This is a genomic window from Variovorax paradoxus (assembly GCA_016806145.1).
Classification (GTDB): domain Bacteria; phylum Pseudomonadota; class Gammaproteobacteria; order Burkholderiales; family Burkholderiaceae_C; genus Variovorax.
This window is the reverse complement of the sequence record CP063166.1, coordinates 5,157,844-5,183,474: the sequence shown is the minus strand read 5'-3', so window position 1 is coordinate 5,183,474 and position 25,631 is coordinate 5,157,844. Positions and strand designations below refer to the sequence as shown.

21 protein-coding genes and 1 pseudogene are annotated in these 25,631 nt (G+C 69.3%); 9 read left to right on the top strand and 13 right to left on the bottom strand.

Going from position 1 to position 25,631, the window contains the following annotated elements; genetic code table 11:
* Window positions 1–124 precede the first annotated feature (124 nt).
* The 6 genes and pseudogenes from INQ48_24095 to INQ48_24070 form a co-directional block, all read right to left on the bottom strand.
* Window positions 125–244, bottom strand: a pseudogene (locus INQ48_24095) (helix-turn-helix transcriptional regulator).
* A gap of 9 nt (window positions 245–253) precedes the next feature.
* Window positions 254–1,021 carry a GntR family transcriptional regulator gene (locus tag INQ48_24090; GenBank protein ID QRF56406.1) on the bottom strand — a complete coding sequence of 256 codons (768 nt, stop codon included), beginning with the start codon at window positions 1,019–1,021 and terminating at the stop codon, window positions 254–256.
* Between the two features lie 46 nt (window positions 1,022–1,067).
* Window positions 1,068–1,808 (bottom strand): aspartate/glutamate racemase family protein, encoded by a 741-nt coding sequence (locus INQ48_24085; protein QRF56405.1) that lies wholly within the window; start codon window positions 1,806–1,808, stop codon window positions 1,068–1,070.
* Window positions 1,809–1,836: 28 nt separating this feature from the next.
* Window positions 1,837–3,330 carry an NCS1 family nucleobase:cation symporter-1 gene (locus INQ48_24080; protein QRF56404.1) on the bottom strand — a complete coding sequence of 498 codons (1,494 nt, stop codon included), beginning with the start codon at window positions 3,328–3,330 and terminating at the stop codon, window positions 1,837–1,839.
* A gap of 252 nt (window positions 3,331–3,582) precedes the next feature.
* Window positions 3,583–5,268: an S-layer protein gene (locus tag INQ48_24075; protein QRF56403.1), complete on the bottom strand. Its 1,686-nt coding sequence runs from the start codon at window positions 5,266–5,268 to the stop codon at window positions 3,583–3,585.
* Window positions 5,269–5,449: 181 nt separating this feature from the next.
* Window positions 5,450–6,370: a LysR family transcriptional regulator gene (locus tag INQ48_24070; protein QRF60868.1), complete on the bottom strand. Its 921-nt coding sequence runs from the start codon at window positions 6,368–6,370 to the stop codon at window positions 5,450–5,452.
* 156 nt (window positions 6,371–6,526) lie between these two features.
* On the opposite strand from INQ48_24070, the gene INQ48_24065 reads away from it, so the two are divergent.
* The 4 genes from INQ48_24065 to INQ48_24050 all read left to right on the top strand — a co-directional run bounded on the left by INQ48_24065 (window position 6,527) and on the right by INQ48_24050 (window position 10,481).
* On the top strand, window positions 6,527–7,429 hold the full coding sequence (locus INQ48_24065) for an amino acid ABC transporter substrate-binding protein (protein QRF56402.1): 903 nt from the start codon (window positions 6,527–6,529) through the stop codon (window positions 7,427–7,429).
* Between the two features lie 65 nt (window positions 7,430–7,494).
* A complete protein-coding gene (locus tag INQ48_24060; GenBank protein QRF60867.1) occupies window positions 7,495–8,745 on the top strand; it encodes an aminotransferase class V-fold PLP-dependent enzyme in 1,251 nt (416 codons plus the stop codon).
* Between the two features lie 97 nt (window positions 8,746–8,842).
* Window positions 8,843–9,619: an acetoacetate decarboxylase family protein gene (locus tag INQ48_24055; protein QRF56401.1), complete on the top strand. Its 777-nt coding sequence runs from the start codon at window positions 8,843–8,845 to the stop codon at window positions 9,617–9,619.
* Between the two features lie 10 nt (window positions 9,620–9,629).
* Window positions 9,630–10,481: an AraC family transcriptional regulator gene (locus tag INQ48_24050; protein QRF56400.1), complete on the top strand. Its 852-nt coding sequence runs from the start codon at window positions 9,630–9,632 to the stop codon at window positions 10,479–10,481.
* Window positions 10,482–10,616: 135 nt separating this feature from the next.
* On the opposite strand, the gene INQ48_24045 is transcribed toward INQ48_24050, so the two are convergent.
* The 4 genes from INQ48_24045 to INQ48_24030 are packed head-to-tail and all read right to left on the bottom strand — an operon-like array spanning window position 10,617 to window position 15,308.
* Window positions 10,617–11,852, bottom strand: coding sequence for a M20/M25/M40 family metallo-hydrolase (locus tag INQ48_24045; GenBank protein QRF56399.1), 1,236 nt, complete (start codon window positions 11,850–11,852; stop codon window positions 10,617–10,619).
* A gap of 5 nt (window positions 11,853–11,857) precedes the next feature.
* Window positions 11,858–13,639, bottom strand: coding sequence for a 2-oxo-4-hydroxy-4-carboxy-5-ureidoimidazoline decarboxylase (gene uraD / locus INQ48_24040; GenBank protein ID QRF56398.1), 1,782 nt, complete (start codon window positions 13,637–13,639; stop codon window positions 11,858–11,860).
* Between the two features lie 23 nt (window positions 13,640–13,662).
* Window positions 13,663–14,622, bottom strand: a complete 960-nt coding sequence (gene puuE, locus INQ48_24035; protein ID QRF56397.1) for an allantoinase PuuE — start codon at window positions 14,620–14,622, stop codon at window positions 13,663–13,665.
* 11 nt (window positions 14,623–14,633) lie between these two features.
* On the bottom strand, window positions 14,634–15,308 hold the full coding sequence (locus tag INQ48_24030) for a GntR family transcriptional regulator (GenBank protein ID QRF56396.1): 675 nt from the start codon (window positions 15,306–15,308) through the stop codon (window positions 14,634–14,636).
* An 84-nt stretch (window positions 15,309–15,392) separates the two neighbouring features.
* Between INQ48_24030 and uraH the strand changes: the two genes are divergently transcribed.
* Window positions 15,393–15,743, top strand: coding sequence for a hydroxyisourate hydrolase (gene uraH / locus INQ48_24025; GenBank protein ID QRF56395.1), 351 nt, complete (start codon window positions 15,393–15,395; stop codon window positions 15,741–15,743).
* A gap of 59 nt (window positions 15,744–15,802) precedes the next feature.
* On the opposite strand, the gene INQ48_24020 is transcribed toward uraH, so the two are convergent.
* Window positions 15,803–16,303 (bottom strand): hypothetical protein, encoded by a 501-nt coding sequence (locus INQ48_24020; protein ID QRF56394.1) that lies wholly within the window; start codon window positions 16,301–16,303, stop codon window positions 15,803–15,805.
* Between the two features lie 53 nt (window positions 16,304–16,356).
* On the opposite strand from INQ48_24020, the gene xdhC reads away from it, so the two are divergent.
* The 4 genes from xdhC to INQ48_24000 all read left to right on the top strand — a co-directional run bounded on the left by xdhC (window position 16,357) and on the right by INQ48_24000 (window position 21,656).
* Entirely contained in the window at window positions 16,357–17,163 is an 807-nt protein-coding gene (gene xdhC, locus INQ48_24015; GenBank protein QRF56393.1) for a xanthine dehydrogenase accessory protein XdhC, read from the top strand.
* 238 nt (window positions 17,164–17,401) lie between these two features.
* A complete protein-coding gene (locus tag INQ48_24010) occupies window positions 17,402–18,610 on the top strand; it encodes a urate hydroxylase PuuD (GenBank protein QRF56392.1) in 1,209 nt (402 codons plus the stop codon).
* Window positions 18,611–18,674: 64 nt separating this feature from the next.
* Window positions 18,675–20,030, top strand: coding sequence for a glycerate kinase (locus INQ48_24005; GenBank protein QRF56391.1), 1,356 nt, complete (start codon window positions 18,675–18,677; stop codon window positions 20,028–20,030).
* A gap of 180 nt (window positions 20,031–20,210) precedes the next feature.
* Window positions 20,211–21,656: an NAD-dependent succinate-semialdehyde dehydrogenase gene (locus INQ48_24000; GenBank protein QRF56390.1), complete on the top strand. Its 1,446-nt coding sequence runs from the start codon at window positions 20,211–20,213 to the stop codon at window positions 21,654–21,656.
* An 82-nt stretch (window positions 21,657–21,738) separates the two neighbouring features.
* Here the strand turns inward: INQ48_24000 and INQ48_23995 are convergent, their stop codons facing one another.
* Both INQ48_23995 and mgtA read right to left on the bottom strand, forming a co-directional pair.
* A complete protein-coding gene (locus INQ48_23995) occupies window positions 21,739–22,455 on the bottom strand; it encodes an MgtC/SapB family protein (protein QRF56389.1) in 717 nt (238 codons plus the stop codon).
* Between the two features lie 79 nt (window positions 22,456–22,534).
* Window positions 22,535–25,279 carry a magnesium-translocating P-type ATPase gene (gene mgtA / locus INQ48_23990; GenBank protein ID QRF56388.1) on the bottom strand — a complete coding sequence of 915 codons (2,745 nt, stop codon included), beginning with the start codon at window positions 25,277–25,279 and terminating at the stop codon, window positions 22,535–22,537.
* Window positions 25,280–25,631: the final 352 nt, after the last annotated feature.

The following is a 25,631-nucleotide window of genomic DNA, read 5'->3' as shown; positions in this document are numbered from 1 at the left end:
TTCCTGCGATGGGGATGTTCGAAACCGCGAGGCTAACGCGAGGTCGCGCGCGCCGTCCATGCACAAGTCATGCGTGGGGCGGTCCGCTCTCGGGCGACGGTGATGACCAGCCGCCCCGCGCTGCCGTCGGCCAGCGCGACACGGTGGCCTGGTGCACGCCCATGCGCTGCGCGAAATGGCTCTGCTTGAAGCCGCGCAGCCACCGCAGGCGCCCGAGCGCGAGACCGGTGTCGCTCGCCACCATGCGCGCTCCTCAGGCCAGCAGCGCCTTCACCAGGTCGAGCTGGCGGTCGGGCTTGCCGGTGCCGAGCTCGAGGCTGGCCTCGATGCGGTCGAGGTGTTCGATCATGCAGTTCACGGCGGCTTCCACGTCGCCGGTGCGGCAGATACGCAGGAAGTCGGCATGCTCGTCGGACGAGCAGTGCGGATCGTTCGACGAGTGGTAGAGCATCGCGATCAGCGAGCTGCGCGCGACCAGTTCGCGCACCAGCTCGGCCAGCGTGTGGTTGCCCGTGGCCTCGGCCAGCGCGACGTGGAAGTCGCCCAGCAGCTTCTCGCGCACCGTGCCCATGGTGGTGGTCTGGCGCAGCGCGTTGCGCTCGAAGCGGATGTGCTGGTCGAGCGCCTGGTAGTCGCGCGGCCGCGCGTTGGCGATGAACAGCCGCACCACCTCGCGCTCGAGGATGCGGCGCACCGCGAACACCTCGCGCGCCTCCTCCACCGTGGGCTGGCAGACGAAGGCGCCCTTGTCGGGAATGATCTCGATCAGCTTGTCCTTCGACAGCATCAGCAGCGCCGCGCGTACCTTGGTGCGGCTCACCGAGTAGACGCGGCCCAGCGCCTCCTCGCGCAGCCAGGTGCCGGGCGGCAGGCGCTTCTCGACGATGGCGGTGGCGATGTCCTGGGCGATGCTCTCGATGGAGCTGGCCTTGTCCGCCTTCTCGCTGGCGGCGGCCGGGCCGGCGTCGGTGGCGGCCGGCGCGGCGGGGGAAGGAGCGGGGGTGGAACGTGCGCGGGGCATCGGTGGATTGTCGCTTGGCGCAAGCCGGTGCCCGGCGCACATGCCGCTATGGCCTCGCGAGGGTGAAGCCTTCGAGCGCGCCGACCATGGTCTTGGGCAGCGGCCGCGCGAGCTCGCCGCGCTTGCTGGTGCGCAGCTTGAGCCGCACCAGCGATTCGATCAGCTGCGTGCCCGCGGCCACGCCGTCGATCACCGGCACGCCGAGCAGCTCGCCGATGTGCTCGCACAGGTCGGTCATGCCGGCGCAGCCGAGCACGATGCAGTCGGAGCCGTCCTCCTCGAGCGCGCGCCGGCATTCCTCGACGATGCGTTCGCGCGCGCGCGAGCCCGGCTCCTCAAGCTCGAGCACCGGCAGCTCGCAGGCGCGCACGTTGGCGCAGAAGCGCTCCATGCCGTAGATCTCCGCCAGGTGCCAGGCCTGGCCGATGGTGCGCCCCAGCGTGGTGACCACGCTGAAGCGGCTGCCGACCATGCTGGCCAGGTGCATCGCGGCCTCGGCGATGCCCACCACCGGCCCGCGCGCGAGCTCGCGCGCGGCCTTCAGGCCCGGGTCGCCGAAGCAGGCGATCACGTAGCCGTCGATGCCGTCGCGCTCGCCGGCCGCGATCTCCTGCAGCAGGCCGGGCACGGCCAGCGCCTCGTCGTAGTGGCTCTCGATGGAGACCGGGCCCATGGCCGGGCTCACGGCCACGATCTCGGTGCCGGCGTGCGCCACCGCGCGGGCGCAGGCACCGATCTTCTCGGTCATGCTCCAGGTGGTGTTGGGGTTGATGATCTTGATGCGCACGGTGCGCTCCCTTTCTCTTGCGGTGTGGTCAGGTCTTGTTGTTGCGGTTCAGCAGCGCGTAGATCACGAAGCCCAGCGCCATGCCGATGAACCAGGCGTAGTTGGCCGCGCCGCGCAGGGTCGGCACCATCACGCACAGGATCGGCACCAGCGCCGAGGGGATCAGCGCCTGGATCGCCTTCGGGTTGTAGCCGCCGCTGTACCAGTACTTGCCCTGCTTGCTCATGCTGTAGAGCGCATCCACGTCGATCTGCTGCTTGCGCACCAGGTAGTAGTCGGCGATGAGGATGCCGAACAGCGGGCCGATGAACGAACCCAGCACGTCGAGCGTGTAGTGGATGACCTCGGGACTGTTGTAGAGGTTCCACGGCGTGAGGAACACCGAGCCCACGGCGGCGATCATGCCGCCGGTGCGCCAGCTGATGTGCTGCGGCGCCACGTTCGAGAAGTCGAAGGCCGGCGAGACGAAGTTGGCGACGATGTTGATGCCGATGGTGGCGATCATGAAGGTCAGCGCGCCCAGCACCACGGCGGTGGTGCTGTCGATCTTGCCCACGGTGTGCACCGGGTCGGTGATGAGTTCGCCGAACACCGGCAGCGTGGCGGCGGTGGTGATCACGGTCAGCAGCGAGAAGAACACGAAGTTGATCGGCAGGCCCCAGAAGTTGCCCTTCTTCACCGCGTCGAAGCTCTTGCCGTAGCGCGAGAAGTCGCCGAAGTTGAGCATCGGGCCGCTGAAGTAGCTGACCACCAGCGCGATGGCCGACAGCATCACCGGCAGCGCGTCCCAGCCCTGGAACTTGATGCCGCCGAGGTTCAGGTCGATGTTCTTCCAGCCGGCCTTCCACACCAGCCAGCCGCACAGGATGGCCATCACCACGTAGACCGCGGGACCGGCCCAGTCGATGAACTTGCGGATCGCGTCCATGCCGTGCCAGAACACGAAGGCTTGCAGCACCCACATCACCATGAAGGCGACCCAGCCCAGCGTCGACAGCCCCACGAAGCCGTGCTGCGCCAGGTCGGCGTAGGGCGCGAGGTTCGGGAACATGTGCAGCGCCAGCACCATGAAGGCGGCCGAGGCAAGGTAGGTCTGCACGCCGTACCAGGCCACCGCGATCAGACCGCGGATGATGGCCGGGATGTTGGCGCCGAGCACGCCGAAGGAGGCGCGGCACATCACGGGGTAGGGCGTGCCGGTCACCTGGCTGGGCTTGGCGACCAGGTTGCAGAAGATCTGCACGATCACGATGCCCACCAACAGCGACACCAGCACCTGCCAGCTCGACAGGCCGAGCGCGAACAGGCTGCCGGCCGTGATGTAGCCGCCCACGCTGTGCACGTCGGACATCCAGAACGCGAAGATGTTGTACTGCCCCCAGGTCTGCTTCCTGAGCGGCGCGAGGTCCTCGTTGGTCAGGCGCGGGTCGTAGCCGGGCTTGATGAGGGCATTCGATTCGGCATGCGCCGGGGCGCTGGCTGCGCTGCCCCCGGCGGGCGTCTGGCTGACGGCTGTGCTCATGGTCTTTACCTCGTCTCTTCGATTTGGGTTGCGTTGGAGGACCGGCTTGCGACGCAATTTGTGCGCCCGTTTTTGAGTTCGTTATTTGTATACAAAAACTGAGCACAATCAAGATCATCCAGATATTCATATATCCGTAGATTCCCTGAGGCGCGGGTGGGGGCGCGTCGGCCGCTGCTGCAAGAAAAAGAGCGCCGGGCCCAGGGGCCACGGCGCTCTCGCGCGGAAAAGGAGGGGGAAGGCCGGTCGGGCCTACTTCGCCGCCACCTTCACGAACACCGGGTTCGAATAGAACCAGAGGTCGGCGTAGTTGCGCGCATTGATCGCGTTGAAGCGCGCCACGTTGTCGTTGCCCTCGGTGCGCGCGTCGGGCAGCGGCTCGCCGTTGGCGGTCTCGCCGGGCACGTCGGTGCCCAGGTTGGTGCCACGCAGCCGGAAGTACTGGTTGGCGCCGGCCTTCACGGTGAAGCTGGCGGCGTAGTAGCCCTCGGCATCGAGCTTCCAGTCGGCGCGCGTGAAGCGCTTGACGACGCGCGTCGACGGGCTGGTCGCGCGGTCGTAGCCGGGCGTGCCGGGCTGCTCGCGGCCGGTCACGTCGCCCGCGATCAGGTCGATGTGGTCGACCACGGGCTTCACGTTGGCATAGAGGCCGCTGCCGAGCTGGTATTCGAAGTTGTTGCGCTCGGGGCTTTTGAAGCGCACCGTGATCTGCAGCTCCTCGCCCGCGGCGGCCGCGAGCTCGGTGCCCATGCGGCCGGCGCCCTTGCTGCTCTTGACCTGGAAGTCGAGCGCGTCGATCAGGTCGCCGTTGACCGCGAACTGCCGGCCCGCGCGCATTGCCGCGAGCAGCGACTTCGGATCCTTGATGTCGCCGAACAGGTGGTTCTTCGCGTATTCGCCGGGCGCGTAGCCGCTGCTGTAGAGGCCGCGCGAGGTGGTGAAGTGGTAGTCGGAATCGGCCACGTTCCAGATCCGGCGGCCTTCCGACAGCAGCGCGTCCCAGGTGCCGCCGAGCTTGGCCACGAGGTGGTCGACGCCGCCGTAGGTGCGCGAGGGCAGGTTGGCGTCGATGTAGGCGCTGTTGTAGCCGCCGCGGTCGGGCTCCATCTGGTTGCCGACCATGCCCTCGAGCGAGAACACGATGTCGGGCGCGAGGTCGTTCATCTCGCGCAGCTGCGCGATCGTGTACTTGCCGGGGTTGCGCGAGGGATGGTTGATCTGCAGGTAGCTGGTGGTCGGGTAGTTCTTCTTGAGCCAGGCCACGGCCTGCATCGTCTCGGCGTGGGTGTTGTAGCCGGTGCCGGCCTTCGGTCCCCAGGCGGCCACGTCGGCGGCCGGGAACAGCGCGGCGTCGCGGTTGGTGAACAGGTACTCGAACTGGCTCACGGCCTTGAGCGCGGCATCCGACATCGGGCTGTCGGTCAGGATGCCGACGTTGCCGTGGTCGTGCGCGGGCATGTCCCACTCGGCCGAGGCGAAGATGGTCTTGTCGGCGTACTTGTCGCTGGCCTGCAGCGCCTTGATGCGCGGCACCTGGTACTTGGCCATGCCTTCGGAGAACGGGATCTGCGCGGGCAGGGTGCGGCCGTCGTTGTCGTAGGACGAGAGACGCAGGTGGTCCGAGATCGCGACCCAGTCGAGGCCGAAGCGGTCGAAGGCCTTGGCCAGCACCTGGTCGAGCGTGGAGATCTGCTGCGTGTCGTCCGACTGCCAGGTGTGGACGTGCAGGTCGCCGACGGTCCAGCGGCCGGCTTCGGCGGCCGGCGCGGGCGGCGGGGCCGGGGGCGCGGGTGCCGGGGCGGGCGCGGCGGGCAGGCCGCCGAACACCACGCGGCTGTCGGAACCGCCGCCGCAGCCGGCGAGCATGGCCGTGCCGAGCACGAGCGAGAAGGCGAGGCGCGACAGCGGCACGCCGGAGAGGGAAGGCAGGGATTTCATGAAGACGGGAACAGGAACGCGGAAGGGACACGAGGCCGCCGCTGCAAGGCCGCGGCGCTCGGGGGCGAACGAGGCGCGGACGCGCCAGGAACGCGCTGGAGTCTCGGTGTCGGTCGTGACGCGTGCGTGAAAGCCGAATGAAAGTCACGCCGCTGTCACGCTCGCCGCGCGACCCGCGACATCAGCCCGTCATCGCGTCGTCGGCCTGCGCCTGGAACATGCGCGTGAAGTCGCAACAGGACTGCGCGAGCATCACGATCGACGAGGTCAGCGCGCTGCGGTGCTCGCCCTTGTGCATCGCCACGTAGCGCACCACCGGCAGCGCCGGCGCCACCTCGATCTCGGCCAGCATGCCGGCCGCCACCATCGGCTGCAGGCATTCGCGCGGCAGGTAGCTCACGCCCAGGCCCGACACCGTGAGGCCGACCAGCGCGATCAGGTTGCTCACCACGATGGTGTCGGCCGGCTGCACGCCCTGTTCCTTCATCCAGGCGTCGTAGGCGCGGCCGGTGCCCGAGTTGCCGCCCTGCACCAGCATGCGCTGGCGCGCCAGCTCGTGCAGCCGCAGCGGCGCGTCGGCGGGCACCACGCCGGGCTTGCACATCCAGGCGCTCCTCACCTCGCCGATCGCCTTGCTCGCCATGCGCGCGTCGGCGAAGCTGTCGGGCAGGAACACCAGGTCGAGCTCGTCGGCCAGCAGCTTGTCGCGCAGCTGCAGGCTGTCGTCGACGTCGGGCTCGAGGATCACCTTCGGGTAGTGCTGCTGGATCAGCCGCACCAGCCGCGGCAGCCAGGTCATGGCCGTGAGCTCGGTCACGCCGATGCGCAGCCGGCGCTCCACCACGCCGGGCTTGCCGAACTGCTCGACCGCCGCGTCGCGCTGCGCCAGCAGCTTCTGCGCGAGCACGTACATCTCCTCGCCCTTCTCGGTGAGTCGCGCGCTGCGCTGGCTGCGGTCGAACAGCTCGGTGTCGAACAGCGCCTCGAGCTCTTGCACCCGCTTCGACACCGCCGACTGCGAGGTGTGGAGCTGGTTGGCGGCCTGCGCGAAGCCGCCCAGGCGGGCGATCCAGTAGAGGGCCTCGAGCTGCTTGAAGGTCATCATGGCGGTGCGTTCCTTGGGCGACAGAACACTTTAAGCGATCTTTTTCGATGAATAAAAATCGCTTTTGGAAACTTGAAGCCGCGCCGAAGATGCGCTCCGAACCGGTTGCGCCCACCACTTTCGTATTCAAACCACACGGCCAAGGACTTCACCATGCACTTCCCACGCGCCTTCGCACGCCCCGCCGCACTCGGCATCGCCCTCGCAGTGGCCTGCGGCGTCGCCGCCGCCCAGGACAGCGGCACGCTGCGCAAGATCAAGGACAGCGGCACGATCCAGATCGGCAGCCGCGACACCCAGATCCCGTTCTCGTACAAGACCAGCGCCGACGCGGCGCCGATCGGCTTCACCAACGAGATCTGCCTGAAGATCGTCGAGGCGGTGAAGGTCAGGCTGAACCTGCCGAAGCTCGACGTGCGCTACACGCTGCTGAACTCCACCAACCGCATCCCGCTGCTGCAGAACGGCACCGTGGACCTCGACTGCGCGACCACCACCAACACCACGCAGCGCCAGCAGCAGGTGGACTTCGCGCCCAGCCATTTCGTCACCAACATCACGGCGGCGGTCAAGAAGAGTTCGGGCATCAACAGCTTCGCCGACCTGCAGGGCAAGACCGTGGCCACCGTGGCCGGCAGCACCTCGATCCAGCTGCTGCGCGGCGCGCGCAAGAACGGCATCGACGTGCAGGAGATCGCCGGCAAGGACACGGCCGATGCCTTCCTGCTGCTCGCGAGCGACCGTGCCGCGGCCTACGTGCTCGACGACGTGCAGCTCGCCGGCCTGATCGCCAACCAGCCCAACGCCAGCGACTACAAGCTGCTGAAGGAATCGCTGCGCCAGGAGCCCTACGGGATCATGCTGCGCAAGGACGACCCCGAGTTCAAGGCGATCGTCGACCAGACCGTGGCCGGCCTCATGAAGTCGGGCGAGATCGACAAGCTCTACGCGCGCTGGTTCACGCAACCGATTCCGCCGCGCAACGTGAGCCTCGACTTCCCGATGTCGGACGCGGTGCGCGAGACCTACAAGAACCCGAACAACAAGGGCGTGTGAGCGTGAGTTCTTCTTCTCCGAACGGCGCGCAGCATCCGCGCGGCCTGGCCTTCTCCGACGCGCTGATGCGCGAGGTGCGCGAGCGCTTCCTGCTCGTGGAGCGCGACCACCACGGGCGCGAGCGCCTGTACTTCGACAACGCGGGCGGCTCGTTCCGGCTCAAGGCCGCCATCGAGCGCTTCGCGGCCATCGACGCGGTGCCCGACAACACCGAGCGCATCCACGAGACCGCGCTCGAGCTGCAGGCCGTGCAGGCGCGCGGCTGGGACGACGTGCGCACCATCCTCAACGCCGAGGGCGGCAGCATCTTCGCGGCGCTCACCGCCTCGGGCGCCATGTTCGACATGGTGCGCGCGGTGGCCGAGAACGTGAGCGGCACGAACATGGTGACCACCGTGCTCGAGCATCCCTCGGCCTACGACGCGATGGCGCTCTACGCCGAGCGCACCGGCCGCGAGCTGCGCGTGGCGCGCAGCAACCCCGAGACCGGTGGTATCGACGTCGACGAGATCGTGCGGCTGGTCGATGCCGACACCTGCCTGCTCAACGTGATCTACGCCTCGAACATCTCGGGCGCGAAGCTCGACATCGAGGCCATCGTGCGGCGCGCGCGCGAGGTCAAGCCCGATCTCTACATCGTCGTGGACGCGGTGCAGCATGCGCCGCACGGACTGATCGACCTGCAGAAGACGCCGGTGGACGGCATCAACCTCGCGCCCTACAAGTTCTTCGGCTGCCGCGGCTCGGGCATTGCCTGGATGTCGGAGCGCGCCGCGGCCCTGCCGCACCACAAGCTCGCGGGCAAGAAGGCCGGCCACTGGGACCTCGGCAGCGTGGCGCCCTGGCAGTTCGCGGTGGTCAGCGAGATCGTCGACTACGTCTGCTGGCTCGGCGGCCACTTCAGCGATGCCAGCGGACGGCGCGAGCTGTTCGCGGCCGGCATCGCGCACATCGAGCTGCACGAACGCGCGCTGCTCGCGGCGCTGCTCGAGGGCGTGGACGGCCAGCCGGGCCTGCGCGCCATGCCGGGCGTGCGCGTGTTCCTCGACCACCCGGACCTGAGCCGGCGCGACCTGATCCTGGGCATCGGCTTCGACGGCCTGGACTGCACGCGCGCCGTGCACGAGTACGGGCTGCGCGGCGTCACGGTCTACGAGCGCACGGCCGCGAGCATCTACTCGCGGCGCATGCTCGATTCCTTCGGGCTCGAGGGCACGGTGCGCGTGTCGCCGCTGCACTGCAACTCGATGGCGGAAATGGCGCGCTTCCTTCAGGTGACGCAGGAGATCGCGCGCGCGTTCGCGACGGCGGACTGAAGCAAGGGGCACCGCGGCGGGATCACTGGCGTACAAGACGCCCGCGCGCGGGCGTCCTATCGTGAGGCGGTCTTCCACTTTCGTGAACCGCCTCCCGATGCCCACCCCGTTCTCGCCCCCCTTCACTGCCTCCGGCCGCAGCGCGCTCGTGCAGGCGCCGCCCTGGCACTACGCCGGCTGGCTGGTCAACGTGGCCTTCGCCTTCGAGGCCGAACGCGCCGCCGCGCTGCTGCCCGCCGGGCTCGGCCGGGCCACCGGCCAGGGCTGCGTGCATTTCGCCGACTGGCAGTTCTGCGGCGCCGATGGCGCGGAGCTGCTCGATCCCGTCTATGCGCAGTACCGCGAGACCATCGTGGTGCTCGAGATCGAAGGCCCGCCGGGCGAACAGCGCTTCTGCTGCCCTTTCATCTACGTCGACCAGGACATCTCGCTGCTGCGCGGCTGGCTGCAGGGCTGGCCCAAGAAGATCGGCCAGACCTGGGTCACGCGCAGCCTGCCGATCGCCCATCCGGCGGCCGCCTCGCTGGGCCATGGCAGCCGGCTCGGCGCCAGCCTCAGCGTGAAGGAACGCCGGCTGGTCGATGCCAGCGTCACCCTGAATGGCGAGCCCGGCGAACGGCTGGGCTTCCTGCGCGCGCCGACCATCGGCGCGATCGGCTGGCCCGACCTGACGCGGCCGCGGGAGGTGCCGGTGCCGCGCCATCTGCGCGCCGACATCGTCGACCGCGTGGAGTCGGGCTGGACCGCGGGCAGCGCCACACTGCGCTTCCACGACCATCCGGTGGAGGAGCTTTCGCTGCTCGGCGAGGTGCGCGCCACGCAGGCCACGGCCGGCTGGATGGGGCTCACGGTGCGCGGAGCCTTCGCCGCCTAAGTCGAAGCCGATGCCCGCAGCGATCGTGTCGAGGGCGCTGCTGCGCTACCCTCGCGCGATGACCGCCGTCGCCGCGCCGCCGCCGTCCTCCCGCCTGGTCGTGCTGCCCTCGGGCGAGGGCCTGCGCGTGGAGGCGCTGTTCGCGGCCGAGCCGCGCGCCCGCTTCGCGCCGCACTGGCATCCCGAATGGAGCGTGGGCGCCATCCTCGAGGGCCACTGCGAGTTCACCTGCGACGGCGAGGCGCTCGTGGCCCATGCGGGCGAGCTGGTGCTGATGGCGCCCTACATGCTGCACACCGCGGGCGTGAGCCGGCGCAGCTTCCGCATGGTGATGCTCTATGTGCCGCATGGCTGGGTCGCGGCGCGGCTGGGTTGGCCGGCGGATTCGCGTGGTGCCTTGCAGCGCAAGGTGCTGCCCGATGCGGAGCTTGCCGAGGCCCTGGCTGCCGCCGCGACGGCGGCAGACGGCGCGGGCATCGCCCACCTGGTCGAACGCATCCTGCGTGCCCAGACCGGTCCCGAACTGATGCCGCTGCAGCCGCCCGCGCCCGATGCGCGCGTGGCGGAGATCTGCGCGCTGCTCGCTGGGGAGGATGCCTGCCGCATCGATCCGGCCGCGCTCGCGCGCCGCATGGGCGTGTCGCGCGAGCACTTCCAGCGCGCCTTCCGCGAGGCCGTGGGCATGACGCCTGCGCACTACGCGCGGCATGCGCGCATCGGCCGCGCCAAGGCGCTGCTGCGCGAGGGCGTGGCGCCGAAGGACGTGGCGGCCGAATGCGGCTTCGCCGACCAGGCGCATTTCTCGCGCTGGTTCCGGCGCTGCTTCGGGGTGGCGCCGGGGCGGTATCGGATCGGTGAGTAGAAAACCGTTTGGGTTGAAGAAAGCTTCGGTCTGAAAAAACCGTTCGGGCTGAGCTTGTCGAAGCCTTGCGCAGGGCTTCGCCCTTCGACAGGCTCGGGACAGGCCAGGCTCAGCCCGAACGGGTAGGGGTGGGGCTCAGGCCAGCAGGTCGCTCAGCGTGCGCGCGATCACCTTGGTCGCGCGCCGCAGGTCCTCGAGCACCACGCGCTCGTCGCTGCGCTTGGCATGCGACTCGAGCACGGTGCGCGGGCCGGCGCCGTAGATCACGCCGGGAATGCCGGCTTCGCCATAGAGGCGAACGTCGGTGTACAGCGGCGTGCCCATGGCCTTGATCGGCTCGCCGAACAGCTCGCCGCCATGCTTCTGGATCGCCTCGACCAGCGGCTTGTTGCCCGCCAGCGGCTTCATCGAATTGGCCAGCAGCAGGCGCTTGATATCGACCGTGATGCCCGGGAACGAGGCCGCCGCGTCGGCGATGACCTGGCGGATCGAGGCCTCGACCTCGACCGGGTTCTCCTCGGGGATCATGCGGCGGTCGAGCTTGAACACCACCTTGCCGGGCACCACGTTGGTGTTGGTGCCGCCCTCGATGCGACCGACGTTGAGGTAGGGGTGCGTGATGCCCTCGACCTTCGAGCTGACCTGCTGGTAGAGCGTGTTCTGCGCATAGAGCGCCTCGAGGATCTTCACCGCGCCCTGCAGCGCGTCGATGCCGGTGGAGGGAATGGCGGCATGCGCCATCTTGCCGTGCACCGTCACTTCCATCTGCAGGCAGCCGTTGTGGGCCGTGACCACCTCGTAGCTGAAGCCCGCGGCGATCATCAGGTCGGGCTTGGTGAGGCCGTTCTTCAGCAGCCAGCCCGGGCCGAGGATGCCGCCGAATTCCTCGTCGTAGGTGAAGTGCAGTTCGACGCCGCCCCTGGTCGGCTTCGCGACCGCTTCGAGCGCGCGCAGCGCGAAGGTGAAGCTCGCGAAGTCGCTCTTGCTCACGGCGGCCGCGCGGCCGTAGAGCGAGCCGTCGGCGATCTCGCCGCCGTAGGGGTCATGGGTCCAGCCCTCGCCGGGCGGCACCACGTCGCCGTGCGCGTTGAGCGCCACGGTGCGGCCGCCGTCGCCGTCCTTGCCGTACCGGCGGCGCACGATCAGGTTGGTGATCGATTCGAGGCCGTAGTCCTTCACGTCCTGCGCGGGCACGGCGTGCTTCTCGGCCACGAGGTTGAAGCCCTCGAGCAGTTCGGCGGTGCGCTCGGCATGCGGCGCGTTGTTGCCGGGCGGGGTGTCGGTGGGCACCTGCACCAGTTGCTGCAGGAACTTCACTTCCTCGTCGAAGTGGGCGTCGATCCAGGCGTCGAGCTTTGCGTAGTCGGTCATGGGGTTCAGGCGGCGCTCGGTGCGCCGTTCAGGTTGTCGAGCAGATGCTGGAAGGCTTGCACCGCCAGCTCCATGTCGTCGTTGGTGCTCGATTCGAGCGGGTTGTGGCTGATGCCGGAGTTGATGCCGCGCACGAACAGCATGGCCTGCGGCATCACCTCGTGCAGCTTCATCGCGTCGTGGCCGGCGCCGCTGGGCATGCGGAACAGCGGCACGCCGAGCGAATCGACCGCGCGTTCCCAGCGCTGCTGCCATTCGGGCGCGCTCGGCGCGGCCGAGGCCCGCATGGTCTCCTCGAGCGTGTGGCGCACGCCGCGGCGTTCGCAGATGTCCTGCAGCGCCTTCACCACGTCGTTGGCGAGCGCATCGCGCTGCGCGTCGTTGGGCGCGCGCAGGTCGAGGCTGAACTTGCAGCGCCCGGGCACCACGTTGATCGAGCCGCTCGGCACCTCGAGCATGCCGACGGTGCCGACCGAGTCGCCATCCTTCGCGGCGCGCTGCTCGGTGTAGAGGATCAGCTCGGCCACGGCCGCGGCCGCGTCGCGGCGGCGGTCCATCGGCGTGGTGCCCGCATGGCTGGCCATGCCGATCACCTCGCCCACGTAGCGCACGCTGCCGTTGATCGAGGTCACGATGCCCAGCGGGATGTCGAGCTCGTTGAGCACCGGGCCCTGCTCGATGTGCACCTCGACGAAGCCCAGGTATTTCGAGGGATCGCGCTGCGCCCTGGCGATGTCTTCCTCGCGCAGGCCCGCATGGGCGCGCGCCTCGCGCATGGTGATGCCGTCGGCGTCCTTCTGGTCGAGCCAGGCCGGGTTGAAGTGGCCGATGAGCGCGCCCGAACCGAGGAAGGTGGCCTTGTAGCGCTGGCCTTCCTCCTCGGCGAAGCCCACCACCTCGAAGGCGAAGGGCAGGCGGCGGTTCTGGCGCTTGAGCTCGCGCACGCAGGCCATGGGCACGAAGATGCCAAGCCGGCCGTCGTACTTGCCGCCGTTGCGCACGGTGTCGTAGTGCGAGCCCGTGAGCAGCGTCTTCGCATCGGGCGTCGCGCCCTCGTAGCGGCCCACCACGTTGCCGACCGCGTCGATCTCCACCGAGTCGAAGCCGGCCTCGCGCATCTCGCGCGCGATCTGCGCGGCGCAGGCACGGTGCGCGTCGGTCAGGTAGGTCACGGTGAGCTGGCCCTTCTCGGCGAAGCCCGGGTCGCTGTGCACCGCGAGCGCCTCCTGCCAGTCCCACACGTGGTTGCCGAGCGCCGGCTCGGTGCCGAACTTGTCGTTCAGGCGGATCTCGGCGATGCGGTGGATGTTGCGCAGCGCCTCGGCGAGCTCGAAGTCGGGGTGGTTGTAGGCGCGGCGCTCGAAGGTGTCGATGATCTCGCGCTTGGACAGGCCCGTGCCGCGCGGGCCGCGCACCGCGAGGATGAAGGGGAAGCCGAACTTCGCGTTGTAGTCGGCGTTGAGGCGCTGGATCTTCGCGAACTCCTCGGGCGTGCAGTCGGTGAGCCCGGCCTTGCCCTGCTCGTTGGTCGATTCGGCCGTCAGCGTCTTGCTGACCATCGCCTTGCCCGCGAGCTCGGGGTGGGCGCGGATCAGGGCCAGGCGCTCCTCCCTGGTGGCCGTGTTCACGGCCTGCGCGAGCGCGTACTTCAGGTGCTGCAGCGAACGGAACGGACGCGCGGCCAGCGCCCGGCGCGCGATCCACGGCGAGTGCTCGTAGGTGCCGTCGAGCAGCGCGACGGCTTCGTCGGCGCCCGCGGCGTTCAGTTGTTCGATGGTCAGGCTCATGGCGTGTGTGTCCTCCGTACGGATCAAGCTTGCGAGGCTTGGGAAGAGGCTTCGAACGGATGGGTCTTCTTCCAGTGCCGCGCGATGTCGATGCGGCGGCAGACCCACACCCGCTCGTGGCTGGCGATGTGATCGAGAAAACGCTGCAGCGCCACGATGCGGCCCGGGCGTCCGAGCAGGCGGCAGTGCATGCCGATGCTCATCATCTTCGGCGCCTCGTCGCCCTCGGCGTAGAGCGCGTCGAAGCTGTCCTTCATGTACTGGAAGAAGGGGTCGGCGTGCGAGTAGCCCTGCGGCAGCGCGAAGCGCATGTCGTTGCAGTCGAGCGTGTAGGGCACGATGAGCTGCGGCACGGTGGCGCCGTCGGTCTTGCGCACCTTCATCCAGAACGGCAGGTCGTCGCCGTAGTAGTCGCTGTCGTATTCGAAGCCGCCGTAGTCGGCCACCAGGCGGCGCGTGCGCGGGCTGTCGCGGCCGGTGTACCAGCCGAGGGCGCGCTCGCCCGTGAGCTTCTCGATCGCCTCCATGCCCAGGCGCATGTGTTCGCGCTCGGTGGCCTCGTCGATGTTCTGGTAGTGGATCCAGCGCCAGCCGTGGCAGGCGATCTCGTGGCCCAGTTCCTTGAAGGCGGCCGTGAGCTCGGGATGGCGCTCGAGCGCCATGCCGACGCCGAACACGGTGAGCGGCAGGCCGCGCTGCTCGAATTCGCGCAAGAGGCGCCACACGCCCACGCGCGAGCCGTACTCGTAGATGCCTTCCATGCTGATGTGGCGGTCCGGGTAGCTCGCGGGATTGAACATCTCCGAGAGGAATTGTTCCGAGCCGGCGTCGCCGTGCAGCGTGGCGTTCTCGCCGCCTTCCTCGTAGTTGAGGACGAACTGCACCGCGATGCGCGCGTTGCCGGGCCACTGCGCATGGGGCGGGTTGCGGCCGTAGCCGACGAGGTCGCGCGGGTAGGGCAGGGTGGTGTCGTAGACGGTCATGGTGGAAGGGGTCAGGACAATGCGAGGGAGATGTCGCTGGTGGGCACCTTGCGGTCGAACACCAGGTTGGCCTCGACGTGCTGCAGGTGCTCGGTCATCAGGCGCACGGCGCGCTCCTCGTCGCGCGCGGCCAGCGCCTTGACGATGTCGGCGTGCTCGTCGTTCGAATGCTCGGCGGCGCTGGTGCTCTGGTACATGAGCGTGATGAGGGCGCAGCGCGAGATCAGCTCGCCGAGGATCTGCGCCAGCACCTGGTTGCCCATGAGCTCGGCCATGCGCACGTGGAAGTCGCCGAGCAGCTCGGTGCGGCCCGAGACGTCCTCGCCCGACACGGCCGATTTCTCGAGCGCCACGTGTTCCTTGAGCGCCTTGATCTTGGCCGGCGTGACGGTGCGCACGAACTCGCGCGTCATCTCGGCCTCGAGCATGCGGCGCACCGCGAACACCTGCTTGGCCTCGTCGACCGCGGGCGCCGCCACGAAGGCGCCGCGCGCGGGCTCGAGCCGGATCAGCTTGTTCTGCGCGAGCTGGAACAGCGCCTGGCGTACCAGCGTGCGCGACACGCCGAAATGGTCCGCCAGCTTCTGCTCGGCCAGCTTGGTGCCGGGCTGAAGCCGGTGGTCGACGATCGCGCGGGTGAGCGCATCGACGATCGAACGGGTGGTGGAGGACTCCATGTTTTTCATGATAGACCGAAAGCCGACAACTGTATACACTTTTGTCCACCGGAATATCCCGCACTTTCACCTGACCGACCGAAGGAAACTCCCATGGGCCTGAGCACCCACGTACTGGACACGATGCATGGCGGCCCCGCGGCCGGCATGGAGGTCGCGCTCTTCACCACCGAGGGCGATGCCGCCACGCTGGTCAAGCGCTTCACGCTGAACGCGGACGGCCGCAGCGACGGCCCGCTCTACGACAACAGCACGCTGAAGACCGGCACCTACCGGCTGGTGTTCGACGTGGCGGGGTACTTCAAGGCGCGCGGCGTGGCGCTGCCCGAGCCGAACTTCCTCAACAAGGTGTCGCTGGACTTCGGCGTGGCGCATGCCGACCAGCACTACCACGTGCCGCTGCTGGTGAGCCCGTGGAGCTATTCGACCTACCGGGGGTCGTGAACGCCGACAGCGTGACTGTCGGAGGCTTTTCGCCGCTCCCCGTCCGGGGGGCGGGGGCGCTACTGCTGCAGCTGCCCTTCGGTCAGCGTGTCGAGCTGGAAGCGCCCGCTCTTGTCCCAGAGCCAGGTGTCGGTCCACACCACCGGCCCGAGCCGCGACGCGGCCGGGAAGGGCGCGGCCTGCAGCACGGTGCGCTCGATCTCGGCGATGACCTCGGGCGCATGCTGCGGCGCGCGCAGCCAGTGCAGCGCGACCACGCGGCCGCTGCCGTCGAGGTTGACCTGCAACGTGCCGACCGCGTAGAGCACCGGCGGCAGCTGGCCGCCGTAGATGCGGCGGTTGTTGAGGTCGTAGACATGGCGCGCGGCGTCGCGCCGGTAGTCGCGCGCGCTGGTGGCGTTCGATGCGCGCGGCGCCGGCCGGCCGCTGGCGCCGGGTTCGGCCGTGGCCTTGCTCAGTTGACCGGGCACCGAACCGGTGGTGCCGCATCCGGCAAGCCAGAGCGCGGCGAGGAAAGACACCGCCAGGGCGAGGCGGCGCGTCGTGGGCTGAAAATTCATCGCCGGGGTTATACCGTGACTCCCTCACTCCTCGGCAACCGAAGGTATCCCTCATGAACGGCGCGGTCGACCAACTGCTGGCCCGTCTTCGCGACGAAGACGCGGTGCTGGTGCGCGTCGAATCCACGCAGGGTTCGGCGCCGCGCGAGGCCGGCACCTGGATGGCGGTCTGGGCCGAGGGCCTCACGGCCACCATCGGCGGCGGCCAGCTCGAGTTCCAGGCCACGCAGGAAGCGCGCGAACTGCTGGCCGGCAGCCGCGCCATCGACGGCATCCAGCGCTATCCGCTGGGCCCGAGCCTGGGCCAGTGCTGCGGCGGCGTGGTGTTCCTGTCGTTCCGGCGCGTCTCGGCCAGCGACATCCCCGAGCTGCGGCGCGCGCTGGTCGAGCACCTGCGGCCGGTGGCGCTGTTCGGCGGCGGCCACGTGGGTGCGGCGCTCGCGCGGCTGCTCGCGGGCCTGCCGTTCTCGGTGCGCTGGATCGACAGCCGCGACGGCGTGTTCCCCGAAGAACTGCCGGCCCAGGTCGAGACCGAGCATTCCGAGCCGGTGCAGGACGCGGTGGCCTCGCTCGCGCCCGGCAGCCGCGTGCTGATCATGAGCTTCAGCCATGCCGAAGACCTCGACATCGTGATCGCCTGCCTGCGCCGCCTGCGCGAGCGCGACGACCTGCCCTACATCGGCCTGATCGGCAGCAAGACCAAGTGGGCCACCTTCAGCCACCGGCTCGAGGCGCGCGGCTTCACGGCGGCCGAGCTGGCGCGCATCACCTGCCCGATCGGCGTGCCGGGCATCACGGGCAAGGAGCCCGAGGTGATCGCGGTCGCGGTGGCGGCACAGTTGTTGCAATCGCTGGGCTGAGCCGTCGTGCCGGCGCACCAACAGGGTTTTCCCGGCACCGGCTCCGCAAAAAACCACGCCGCCACTCGCCAAAACTGTATACACTTTCAGTCCACAAGTATCTGCCGCAGCGGAGCGAGGCCCACCCGGAGCCTGCGTTCGCGGCACTTTCTCTGCTTACAGCGCCCGCAGTGGTGAGCAGGACGAAGACATCCGCGCCCGGCGTTCCCCCGCGCCGAGCGGATTGAGAGAGCACCTCATGGAAAGCTACTACCTCGACTGGGCCAACCTGCTGCTGCGCTGGGTCCACGTCATCACCGCCATCGCCTGGATCGGCGCCTCCTTCTACTTCGTGATGCTGGACAACAGCCTCGAGAAGCCGCAGGACCCCGAATCGCTCGACAAGGGCGTGGGCGGCGAGCAGTGGGCCGTGCACGGCGGCGGCTTCTACAACATGCAGAAGTACCTGCTGGCGCCCAAGAAGCTGCCGGACCACCTGCACTGGTCGTACTGGGAGAGCTACTCCACATGGCTCACGGGCTTCGCGCTCTTCACCATGTCGTACCTCTGGAACGCCAGCACCTACCTGATCGACAAGTCGAAGATGGACTGGCAGCCGGGCGCGGCGATCGCCGTGGCGCTGGCCTTCCTGGTCGTGTTCTGGATGGTCTACGACAGCATCTGCCAGCTGTTCGGCCGGCGCAAGAACGGCGACACCATCGTCGGCGTGCTGGTCGCGATCTTCGTGGCCTTCGCGGCCTGGCTGGCCTGCCAGTGGTTCGCGGGCCGCGCGGCCTTCCTGCTGGTCGGCGCGATGATGGCCACGACCATGAGCGGCAACGTGTTCTTCTGGATCATCCCGGGCCAGCGCAAGAACGTGCAGGCGCTGCGCGAAGGCCGCCCGGTCGACCCGGTGCACGGCCAGCGCGGCAAGCAGCGCAGCGTGCACAACACCTACTTCACGCTGCCGGTGTTGTTCGCGATGCTGAGCAACCACTACAGCTTCACCTACACCCACAAGTACAACTGGATCGTGCTGCTGCTGATCATGCTCGGCGGCGCGGCGATCCGGCAGTTCTTCGTGGTGCGCCACCGCTTCAAGCTCGGCAACGCGCGCAACCCGTTGCCCTACGCGATGGTCGGCGTGGCCGTGCTCGGCCTCACCATCGTCTGGATGAAGCCCGAGCCCGCCGCTCCCGTGGCCGCCACCGCGCAGAGCGCGCCGGCCGTGGCCTACCAGGACGTGCAGAAGGTCCTCGAGCAGCGCTGCTACATGTGCCACGGCGCCAGCGTGCAGATGAAGAACGTGCGCGTCGACTCGCCCGAGCAGGTGAGCGCCCACGCCCAAGCCATCTACCAGCAGGTGGTGGTCACGAAGATCATGCCGATGAACAACGCCACCTCGATCACCGACGAGGAGCGTGCCCTGATCGGCCGCTGGTTCCAGGGCGGAGCCAAGACGAACTAGACCGCGGTCAAGAGGGCGGACTCGGGTTCGCCGCAAAATGCAGGCCCCGGAGACAACGCCACCCATGACCGCCAAGACCTCGACGCCCCCCTCGCTGCAAGACGCGACCGCTCCCGATCCCCGCCAGGCGCCGCGCGCCTTCCTCGAACACCTCTACCGCGTCGCGGTCGACCGCGCGCTGCCGCTGTCGACCCTGGGCGCGCACCTGCCCAAGCCGCCCAAGGGCCGCACGCTGGTGCTCGGTGCCGGCAAGGCCGGCGGTTCGATGGTGCAGGCGCTCGAGGCGCTGTGGCCGGCCGACGCGCCGCTGTCGGGCCTGGTGGTCACGCGCTACGACCACATCCCGCCGCGGCCCGAGGGGCTGCCCAGCCTCATCGAGATCGTCGAGGCCGCGCATCCCGTGCCCGACGCGGCCGGCCAGCAGGCGGCCGAGCGCATCCTCGCGCTGACCGAAGGCCTGACCGCCGACGACCTCGTGCTGTGCCTGATCTCGGGCGGCGGCTCCTCGCTGCTGGTGCTGCCGGCCGAGGGCCTGACGCTGGCCGACAAGCAGCGCATCAACAAGCAGCTGCTCGACAGCGGCGCCCACATCGGCGAGATGAACTGCGTGCGCAAGCACCTCTCGCGCATCAAGGGCGGCCGGCTCGCGGCGGCCTGCGCGCCGGCGCGCGTGGTCACGCTCACCATCAGCGACGTGCCCGGCGACGACCCGGCCGTGATCGCGAGCGGCCCCACCGTGCCCGACGCCACCACCTGCGCCGACGCGCTGGCCATCCTCGACCGCTACCGCATCGAGGTGCCGGCGCCGGTGCGCGCGCAGCTCGAGAGCGGCGCGCTCGAAACCCCCAAGCCCGGCGACGCCGTGTTCCAGGGCCACGAGACCCACATGATCGCGGCGCCGCAACAGTCGCTCGAGGCGGCCGCCGCGGCCGCGCGCGCCGCCGGCATCGAGGCCCACGTCCTCAGCGACGAGATGGAAGGCGAATCGCGCGAGGTCGGCAAGGTGCATGCCGCGCTCGCGCGCGCCGTGGCCCAGCGCGGCGCGCCGTTCGCCAAACCCTGCGTGATCCTCTCGGGCGGCGAGACCACCGTCACCATCCGGCCGCGCCAGCCCGGCCAGGCCAAGGGCCGGGGCGGACGCGCGGGCGAGTTCTGCATGGGCCTCGCGGGCGCGCTGCTGGGCCAGGCCGACGTGTGGGCGCTGGCGGCCGACACCGACGGCATCGACGGCGTGGAGGACAACGCCGGCGCCCACGTCACGCCCGACACCCTGGCGCGCGCCGCCAACGTGGGCCGCAAGCTGTCCGACCACCTCGACCGCAACGACGCCTACGGCTACTTCGACGCCATCGGCGACCTGTTCGTGACCGGGCCGACGCACACCAACGTCAACGACTTCCGGGCGCTGCTGGTGCTCTGAGGCTTCTCCTTCCCCCAGCGGGGGAAGGAGCGGCACCGTCCTGCGCGCATCCCCGACTCGGGTTAACCTATGCGCCCCGGCAGCCCGCTGCCGCCCAGCCGCACGCGCCTTCTCGGGCGCCGTGCCGCCCTCCGAACTCCCCGTTTCCACTCCCATCCCCTGCCGAAGGAAAAGCTCGCCATGACCGCCTCCTCCTATACCGACACCCGCCTGCTGATCGACAACGAATGGGTGGACGCCGCCAGCCGCAAGACCCTCGACGTGGTGAACCCGGCCACGGGCCAGGTCATCGGCAAGGTGGCGCATGCCGGCATCCCCGACCTCGACCGCGCCCTGGCCGCGGCCCAGCGCGGTTTCGACGCCTGGCGCAACACCCCGGCCCATGAGCGTGCCGCCGTCATGCGCCGCGCCGCCGGCCTGATCCGCGAACGCGCCGGCGACATCGCCAAGCTGCTGACGCAGGAACAGGGCAAGCCGCTGGCCGAAGCCAAGGGCGAGACCCTGGCCGCCGCCGACATCATCGAATGGTTCGCCGACGAAGGCCGCCGCGTCTACGGCCGCATCGTGCCCTCGCGCAACCTCGCGGCGCAGCAGCTGGTCATCAAGGAGCCCGTCGGCCCCGTGGCCGCCTTCACGCCCTGGAACTTCCCGATCAACCAGGTCGTGCGCAAGCTCGGCGCCGCGCTGGCCACCGGCTGCTCCTTCCTCGTGAAGGCACCCGAGGAGACCCCCGCGTCGCCCGCCGCCCTGCTGCAGGCCTTCGTCGACGCCGGCATCCCCGCCGGCACCGTCGGCCTGGTGTTCGGCAACCCGGCCGAGATCTCGGCCTACCTGATCCCGCACCCGATCATCCGCAAGGTCACCTTCACCGGCTCGACCCCCGTCGGCAAGCAGCTCGCCGGCCTGGCCGGCCAGCACATGAAGCGCGTGACCATGGAACTGGGCGGCCACGCCCCGGTGATCGTGGCCGAGGACGCCGACGTCGCGCTGGCCGCCAAGGCCGCCGGTGCCGCCAAGTTCCGCAACGCGGGCCAGGTCTGCATCTCGCCGACCCGCTTCCTGGTGCACAACAGCATCCGCGAGGAATTCGCCAAGGCCATGGTCAAGCACGCCGAAGGCCTGAAGCTCGGCGACGGCCTGACCGAAGGCACCACCCTGGGCCCGCTGGCCAATGCGCGCCGCCTCACGGCCATGGCGCATGTGCTCGACGACGCCCGCAAGAAGGGCGCGACCATCGCCACCGGCGGCGAGCGCGTCGGCGATGCCGGCAACTTCTTCGCCCCGACCGTGCTGACCGACGTGCCGCTGGACGCCGACGTCTTCAACAACGAGCCCTTCGGCCCGATCGCCGCCATCCGCGGCTTCGACACGCTGGACGAGGCCATCGCCGAATCGAACCGCCTGCCCTTCGGCCTGGCCGGCTACGCGTTCACCAAGTCGATCAAGAACGCGCACCTGCTGAGCCAGAAGCTCGAACTCGGCATGCTGTGGGTCAACCAGCCCGCGACCCCGTCGCCCGAGATGCCGTTCGGCGGCGTGAAGGATTCGGGCTACGGCTCGGAAGGCGGCCCTGAGGCGCTCGAGGCCTACCTCAACACCAAGGCGGTGTCGATCCTCGGCGTCTGAGCGGAACGCTTCGACTCGCTGTCTCGAAGAGGGCGGCATCGCTGGAAGGCGATGCCGCTTTTTTCATGGCGCGAGGATTCGTTCAGTCCTCCGCGCTCGCGTTCCAGAACGCCTGCTGCACCCCCTCCAGCGCCTCGAGCTCCGCGACCACCCGGTCGAGCTCCTCGGCCTCGACCGCGGTGGCATAGAGCGTGGCCTCGATCTCGGTGTCGGTGGCGCCGAAGGCATGCTGGTCGACGTCGCGCACGGGGTAGTTGGCTTCCTCGAGCAGCAGCAGCACCTGGTCCATCACCTCGGGCCGCGAGGCGCGCGTGCAGATCACGCGCACGGTGTAGCTGGCCTCGCCCGACTCCTCCTTCACCGGCTGCCGGTTGATGCGGTTGACCACGGGCCGCAGCAGGGTGTTGCTCGCGAGCACGAACAGCGCGGCGATCACGGCCTCGCCGATCAGGTCGGCGCCCGCGCAGGCGCCCACGGCGGCCGATCCCCACAGGGTGGCCGCGGTGTTGAGGCCCGTGATGTTGGCGCCTTCCTTCATGATCGCGCCCGCGCCGAGAAAGCCGATGCCCGAGACCACGTAGGCCGCCACGTGCACCGCGCCGTCGTGGCCGTGCAGGCGGTTGGCCATGTCGACGAACACGGCCGCGCCCACGGCCACCAGCGTGTTGGTGCGCAGCCCGGCGGTGCGCTGGCGCACCTGGCGCTCGAAGCCGATCAGCGAGCCCAGCACGAAGGCCGTGGACACGCTCAGCAGGGTGTCGAGCAGCGAAGGCAGGTTGAAGTTCTGTATCGCTTCCATGCGGATCTCCTCCTCGTCGTTCGCGAACCAGGGTAGCGGCGGCATGTGACAGCCGCCGCTCCCTGGTGTCGTCATCGGCTCATTGCCAGCCGTAGCGCCGCGCGTACCAGCCCTTGACCGTCTGCACCAGCGCCGCGTAGCCGCCGAGCATCAGCAAGAGCCACGGGAAGTAGCCCAGCGGCAGCGCCTCGAGCTTGAAGTAGTGCGCCACCGGGCCCATCGGCAGCCAGATGCCCACGGCCGCGATCGCCGCGCCCATGATCAGCAGCGGCCAGGCCGCCCGGCTTTGCAGGAACGGGATGCGGCGCGTGCGGATCAGGTGCACGATCAGCGTCTGCGACAGCAGGCCTTCGACGAACCAGCCCGACTGGAACAGGGTCTGGTGCTCGGGCGAGTTGGCGGCGAACACGAACCACATCACGGCATAGGTCAGGATGTCGAACACCGAGCTCAGCGGCCCGAAGAACACCATGAAGCGGCCCAGGTCGCCCGGGTTCCAGCTCTGCGGCTTGCGCAGGAATTCTTCGTCGACGTTGTCGAAGGGGATCGCGATCTGCGACACGTCGTACAGCAGGTTCTGCACCAGCAGGTGCAGCGGCAGCATCGGCAGGAAGGGCAGGAAGGCGCTCGCCACCAGCACCGAGAACACGTTGCCGAAGTTCGAGCTCGCAGTGAGCTTGATGTACTTGAGCATGTTCGCGAAGGTGCGGCGGCCCTCCACCACGCCCTGCTCGAGCACCATCAGGCTCTTCTCGAGCAGGATGATGTCGGCCGATTCCTTGGCCACGTCCACCGCGCCGTCGACCGAGATGCCGATGTCGGCCGCGCGCAGCGCGGGCGCGTCGTTGATGCCGTCGCCCATGAAGCCCACCACGTGGCCGTTGGCATGCAGCGCATGCACGATCCGCTCCTTGTGCGCGGGCGTGAGCTTGGCGAAGACCTGGCGCTTCTCGACGATCCGGCGCAGCTCGGCCTCGTTCATGCGCTCGACCTCGTGGCCCAGCACCATGCGGCCGGCCTCGATGCCGACGTCGGCGCAGACCTTGCGCGTCACCAGCTCGTTGTCGCCGGTCAGCACCTTCACCGCCACGCCGTGCTCGGCCAGCGCACGCAGCGCGGGCGCGGTCGATTCCTTCGGCGGATCGAGGAAGGCCACGTAGCCCAGCAGCGTGAGCTCGGCCTCGTCGGCCACACCGTAGGCGGCACGGCGCGCGTCGCCGCGCGCATCGCAGCGCAGAACGCGGCTGGCCACGGCCACCACGCGCAGGCCCTGGGCATTGAGCTCCGAGGCCACGGCGTGGATGCGCGCGAGCACCTCCGCGTCGAGCGCCAGCACCTCGGCGCCGCGTTCGACCGCGTTGCACACGGCCAGCACTTCCTCGAGCGCGCCCTTGCAGATCAGCAGGTGTTCCTCGGCCGCGTCGCTGCCGGCCACCACCACCGACATGCGGCGGCGCGAGAAGTCGAAGGGCACCTCGTCGAGCTTGCGCCAGTCGGTCTGCAGCCGGGTGTCGAGCTGCATCTGCGCATGGCTCAGCACCGCCTTGTCGAGCAGGTTCTTCAGGCCGGTCTGGTGGAAGCTGTTGAGGTAGGCCAGCTGCAGCACGTGGTCGGAGCCCTCGCCCCAGGCGTTGGTGTGGCGCTCTAGCACGATGCGGTCCTGCGTCAGCGTGCCGGTCTTGTCGGTGCACAGCACGTCCATGGCGCCGAAGTTGTGGATCGCCTCGAGGCGCTTGACGATCACCTTCTGGCGCGACATCACGACCGCGCCCTTGGCGAGCGTCGCGGTCACGATCATCGGCAGCATCTCGGGCGTGAGGCCGACCGCGATCGACAGCGCGAACAGCGCCGCCTCCCACCAGTCGCCCTTGGTCACGCCGTTGATCACCAGCACCAGCGGCGCCATCACCAGCATGAAGCGGATCAGCACCCAGCTCACGCGGTTGATGCCGGCCTGGAAGGCGGAGGTGCCGCGGTCGGTGGCGCTCACGCGCTGCGCCAGCGCGCCGAAGAAGGTGCGCGCGCCGGTGTGCACGATCAGCGCGGTCGCGGTGCCGCTGATCACGTTGGTGCCCATGAACAGCAGGTTGTCGCGCTCGAGCACGCCGCTCGCGCTGCCGGCCGCGGGCACGGTGGCGAACTTCTCGACCGGCATCGCCTCGCCGGTCAGCGCCGACTGGCTGATGAACAGGTCCTTGGCCGAGAGCAGCCGGCAGTCGGCCGGGATCATGTCGCCGGCCGACAGCGCGATCAGGTCGCCGGGCACCAGGTCGCGCATCGGCACCTCGATGCGCAGCGCGCCGGCCGAGCCTTCCTCGGGCCGCAGCACGGTCGAGGTGTTGCTGACCATCGCCTTGAGCTCGTCGGCCGCCTTGTTCGAGCGCGACTCCTGCAGGAAGCGCAGCACCGTCGACAGCACCACCATGCTGCCGATCACCACCGCGGCCTTCATGTCCTCGGTGACGTAGGAGACCAGCGCGAGCACGGTCAGCAGCAGGTTGAAGGGATTGCGGTAGCACTGCCACAGGTGGGTCCACCACGGCAGCGGCTTCTCGTGGTTCACCTCGTTGCCGCCCAGGCGCTTGCGCAGGGCGGTGGCCTCGTCCTCGCTCAGGCCCTGGGGCGAGCTGCCGAGCTGCGCGAGCATGTCGCTCGCATCGGCCAGCGAGGCGGCGCTCAGCGCGTTCGCGATCTCGGGCGGCATCGCGGCCGAGGCGGTGCCCACGGGCTTCGAGCCCAGCAGCGTCTGCCAGCGCTCGAAGTGATGCAGCATGCGGCGGCTGCGCAGGAAGCTTTCGAAGAAGGACTTGAAGACGTTCTTCATGCGCCTTCTCCTTCGCGGCGTGGAGGACGCGGCGCGGCGGCACGACGCGGGTCGCGTGCGGGGCGGAGGACGAGGAGGACGGCCCTGGTGGCGGGCCGCAGGCATTGGCGGTTCATTCGAGGTTCTCCTGGCGAGGCGCGCAACGGGGCGCGCGAAGGAGAACCTCCCGCGGATCAGCCGGAGGTGACGGTCCTTCGCGGCTCGGTGTGCCGCGGATGGTTCATGGCGATGCAGGCCGACCGGCGCGTGGCGCGATCAGGCGGGGGAGGCGCGCAGCGGCGCCAGCGAGGGTCTGGGTCCATGAGGCCTCCGTGAAGATGGGTGGATGAAAGCGCGATGCTTCGCTCGAATG